Genomic DNA, 3,965 nt, shown 5'->3' on the forward strand with positions numbered 1-3,965 from the left:
GCCGGGGATTGCCACCAGCGGTCGCGCGTTCTTGTCCGCACCGGGCAGCGGGATCGACCGGAACAGCGCCTGCGTATAGGGGTGCTGCATCTCGTCGAAGACATCCTCGATGGAGCCGTCCTCCACCGCTTCGCCGGAATACATCACGCAGATCCGGTCGCAGGTTTCCAGCACCAGCCCGAGGTTGTGACTGATGAAAAGCATGGACGTGCCGTATTTGGTCCCCAACTCCTTCACGAGCTCCACCACAGCGGCCTCCACCGTCACGTCGAGCGCGGTCGTCGGCTCATCGAGGATCAGCAGCGAGGGCTCCGACATCAGCGCCATGGCGATCACGATGCGCTGCTGCTGCCCGCCGGAAAGCTGGTGCGGATAGGCCTTCAGGATACGCTCCGGGTCCGGCAGCTTCACGTCGGTGACGACCTGAAGCGCGCGGTCGTAGGCATCCTTTTCGGACATGCCGGCATGGATCATCGGCACTTCCATCAACTGCTTGCCGATCCGCATGGCGGGATTCAGGCTCGCCATCGGTTCCTGATAGATCATCGCGATCTCGCTGCCGCGGATGTCGCGCAATTCATCCTGCGTCATCTCGCCAAGGTCGCGGCCCTTGAACTTAATGGATCCCCCGACGATCCGGCCGTTCTTGCCCAGATCCTGCATCACGCCGAGCGCCACGGTGGATTTGCCGCAGCCCGATTCACCCACCAGCCCCAGCGCCTCGCCGGGTTGAACGCTGGCGGAAAAATCCATCACGGCGGGGATTTCCCGCAACCGGGTGAAAAAGGAGATCGACAGGTTGTCTATCTCGAGGATGGGGCCGTCGTATGCTTCCTTGACCATGTCGTTCTCCTTGTCCTTCCGAAAGACGCTTGCGCCTTCCAAATGGAAAAATATCCCGGGGGTCCGGGGGCTGGCCCCCGGGCCGTCCTCAGTCGCGTAGCGATTCCTCCCGCAGCCCGTCCGCCAGCAGGTTCAGACCCAGCACAAGGCTCAGAAGCGCCAGCGCCGGGGCTATCGCCGCATGAGGGTAGAGCGACAGCAGCCGCCGTCCCGCGTTGATGGTGCTCCCCCAGTCCGGGCTTTCGGATTCGAGCCCCAGCCCGAAGAAGCCCAGCGTGCCCAGAAGGATCGTGGTATATCCGATGCGCAGGCAGAAATCGACGATCAGCGGCCCGCGTGCATTGGGCAGGATCTCCCACAGCATGATGTACCACGGGCCCTCGCCCCTGGTCTGGGCGGCGGCCACGTAGTCGCGGGTCTTGATGTCCATGGCGAGGCCGCGCACGATCCGGAAGACGGTGGGCGAGTTCACGAAAACGACCGAGACGAAAACCACGAGGATCCCGGGGTCGATGTCGAAGAGGTCAAGGAACGGCGGGATGCCCGGGATCACATAGGTATTCGTCGCCACGATGGCCCCGTCGGTGGTGACCATCGACAGGTAGAGCCAGAGGCCCACGCCCAGCACCACCACCAGCAGCGGCGTGCGGAAAGAGGGCTGCGTGTAGTAGCGCGAATTGAGCAGGATCGCCGCGAAGATCAGCGGAAAGGAAAATAGGAACAATGCCATGTAGTTCGGAATGCCGGTCAGCACGATCTCCGGCGTGACCAGCAGGTAGAACAGCAGGATCACCGGGAAGGCGAGGATCAGGTTGGCCAGAAAGCTCAGCAGCGTGTCGAGCTTTCCGCCGTAATATCCCGCCGGCAGGCCCAGCGTGATCCCCACCATGAAGGCAAAGAGCGTGGCGAAGGGCGCGATCTTGACCACTACCCAGGACCCCTTGATGAGCCGGCTGAACACGTCCCGGGCCAGATTGTCGCCCCCCAGCAGGAACCACGGGTAGTCGCCTTCCTCGGCCCCGCGCAGGGGCGTTCCGGGAAGCTTGTTTTTCATGCCCGACACCTGGCTGAGGCTGTCGTGGGTGACCAGAAGGTCGAAGACCCCGCCGAAGACGCCGGTGAACACCCAGAACATCACGATGGCGAAGCCGATCATGCCTACGGTACTGTCAAAGAGCTTGCCATAAAGGCCCAGCCGCCGCTTGTAGGTGATCGACAGCGCGAAGGTCACGATCAGGGCGATCCAGACGGGCAGGAACTGTTGCGCCATGCCGCCGAAGATACCGGCCTCAGGCCCAAGGAATATCCCCCCCACCAGATAGACGAGGATGAGCGCCAGCGTCGCATAGAAGAGCCATGCCACCGCCGATCCGATCAGGCCTGAAAAGCCGGGGCTTGCCGTCATCGTGCCGTCGGGATTTACGCTGGCGGTTCCCCCGGTGCTTGGCAGGAGTGCGGCGAGTATCTGCAGCACGATGGCCAGCGCGAGCAGGCCCACGACGGTATAGAAGACGATGTTCAGCCCGCTCAGCGCGCCGGTCCATGTCAACGGTTCCATAAGCTCGTTCCTCTCAGGAAATGCGGATGCGCGGGTTCAGGTAGACATAGCCGATGTCGGAGATGAGCTGCGTCACCAGCACCACGATCACCGACACGACAGAGACCGCCAGCAGCAGTTCGATGTCGTTGTTGGAGGCGGCCTGCACCAGCAGCCAGCCGAAGCCCTTGTAGTTGAAAAGGGTTTCGACGATCACGACCCCGTTCAGCAGCCACGGGATCTGCAGCATGATGACGGTGAAGGGCGCGATCAGCGCGTTGCGCAGGGCGTGTTTCAACACGATGTCGCTGAACTTCACCCCCTTCAGGCGCGCGGTCCGGATATATTGCGCCGTCATCACCTCCGTCATGGAGGCGCGCGTCATCCGCGCGATATATCCCATGCCGTAGAGCGAGATGGTCAGCACCGGCAGGAAGAAGTTCCAGAAATTCGCATCCGCCATGGCGCTGGTGGCCGAACCGAGGAACAGCGTCTTGCTGTCGATCACGCCCCATTCGTTCAACAGCGGCGACAACCCGTATTTGGAAGAGGCCAGCACGGCGATGAAGATCACGCCGGAGACGTATTCCGGCGTCGCCGTCGTCGCGATCGAGAAGGTGGAGAGCGACCGATCGAGCTTGGAGCCCTCTTTCATCCCCGCGAGCACGCCTACGATGAGCGCCGATGGCACCATCAGCAGCAGCACGCCGAGCATGAGCTTGCCGGTGAGCGCAAGGCGGGTCAGCACGGTGGGGGCCACGTCCTCCTTGAAGACGGTGGAAAAGCCCCAGTCGCCCTGCAGCACGCCGCAGCGCGTCGGGCGCGCTTCTTCCGGGGTGCCCGCGGCAAAGCAGCGGCCAAAGACCTCACCGTCGTCTCGCACCGTCTCCCATCCCGGCAGCACCCCGAGCCATTGACCGAACTTGACGGGCAGGGGCTGCAGATACCCCCTGTCGGTCAGGTAGCTTGTCACGGCTTCGTCCGACATGCGGAAGTTGCCCTGGGTCTTGGCGAGCTTTTCGAGGTTCGGATAGAGGTTCGTCAGCCAGAACACGATGAACGTCAGGCATAGCGCCGTCAGCAGCATCACGCCCAGCCGGCGCAGAATGAATAATCCCATCGGGTGCCCCTGTTGCGTGGCGGGCAGGTTGATCCTGCCGGATTATCAGGTCTTTGCGACCCGTCGTTCACTTGGCCTGCCACGCGCGGGCACAGGCCCCCGGTGGCGTCGGTTTGTTGGTCTTGTCCCGGATCGGCGCCATTCGATCAAGGGTTTCCCGGTGTTTTCGCCGGGTTGTGATGTCACTTGTGGCGCCTATCAGGCATGAACGGGCGGGGTGCGTCAATGTCGCGTTCAGACCTTTGGGGCAATTTTTGCGACATCGTGTATCACTTCCCGGGTTTGCGTGGACGCCATCCAGTGGCTCCCGGGGCCGGCCAGGCGGGGCCACGCCGGAGGCGATCAGAGCGTTGCCGGGTCAATCCGGATCCAGCGGTCCGACCGGCTGCGCCCCCATGTACGTTGCCGTTTGGCATAGCGCCGGGTGGCGATCACGGCGGCGTCGCGCGCGGCCTCCAGCGTCAG

At 63.1% G+C, this 3,965-nt stretch carries 4 protein-coding genes; all 4 read right to left on the minus strand.

Annotated elements, in window-relative coordinates:
* Nucleotides 1-843: ABC transporter ATP-binding protein (locus A3764_RS09310; protein WP_150122122.1), on the minus strand; the 843-nt coding region annotated here is incomplete at its 3' end.
* Between the two features lie 88 nt (nt 844-931).
* Nucleotides 932-2,401: an ABC transporter permease gene (locus A3764_RS09315; protein ID WP_067920650.1), complete on the minus strand. Its 1,470-nt coding sequence runs from the start codon at nt 2,399-2,401 to the stop codon at nt 932-934.
* A 13-nt stretch (nt 2,402-2,414) separates the two neighbouring features.
* Nucleotides 2,415-3,500, minus strand: a complete 1,086-nt coding sequence (locus tag A3764_RS09320; protein WP_067920652.1) for an ABC transporter permease — start codon at nt 3,498-3,500, stop codon at nt 2,415-2,417.
* A 342-nt stretch (nt 3,501-3,842) separates the two neighbouring features.
* Nucleotides 3,843-3,965, minus strand: a complete 123-nt coding sequence (locus tag A3764_RS24620; RefSeq protein WP_330220517.1) for a hypothetical protein — start codon at nt 3,963-3,965, stop codon at nt 3,843-3,845.

The sequence above is a fragment of the Sulfitobacter sp. HI0129 genome (assembly GCF_001635395.1).
Classification (GTDB): domain Bacteria; phylum Pseudomonadota; class Alphaproteobacteria; order Rhodobacterales; family Rhodobacteraceae; genus Sulfitobacter.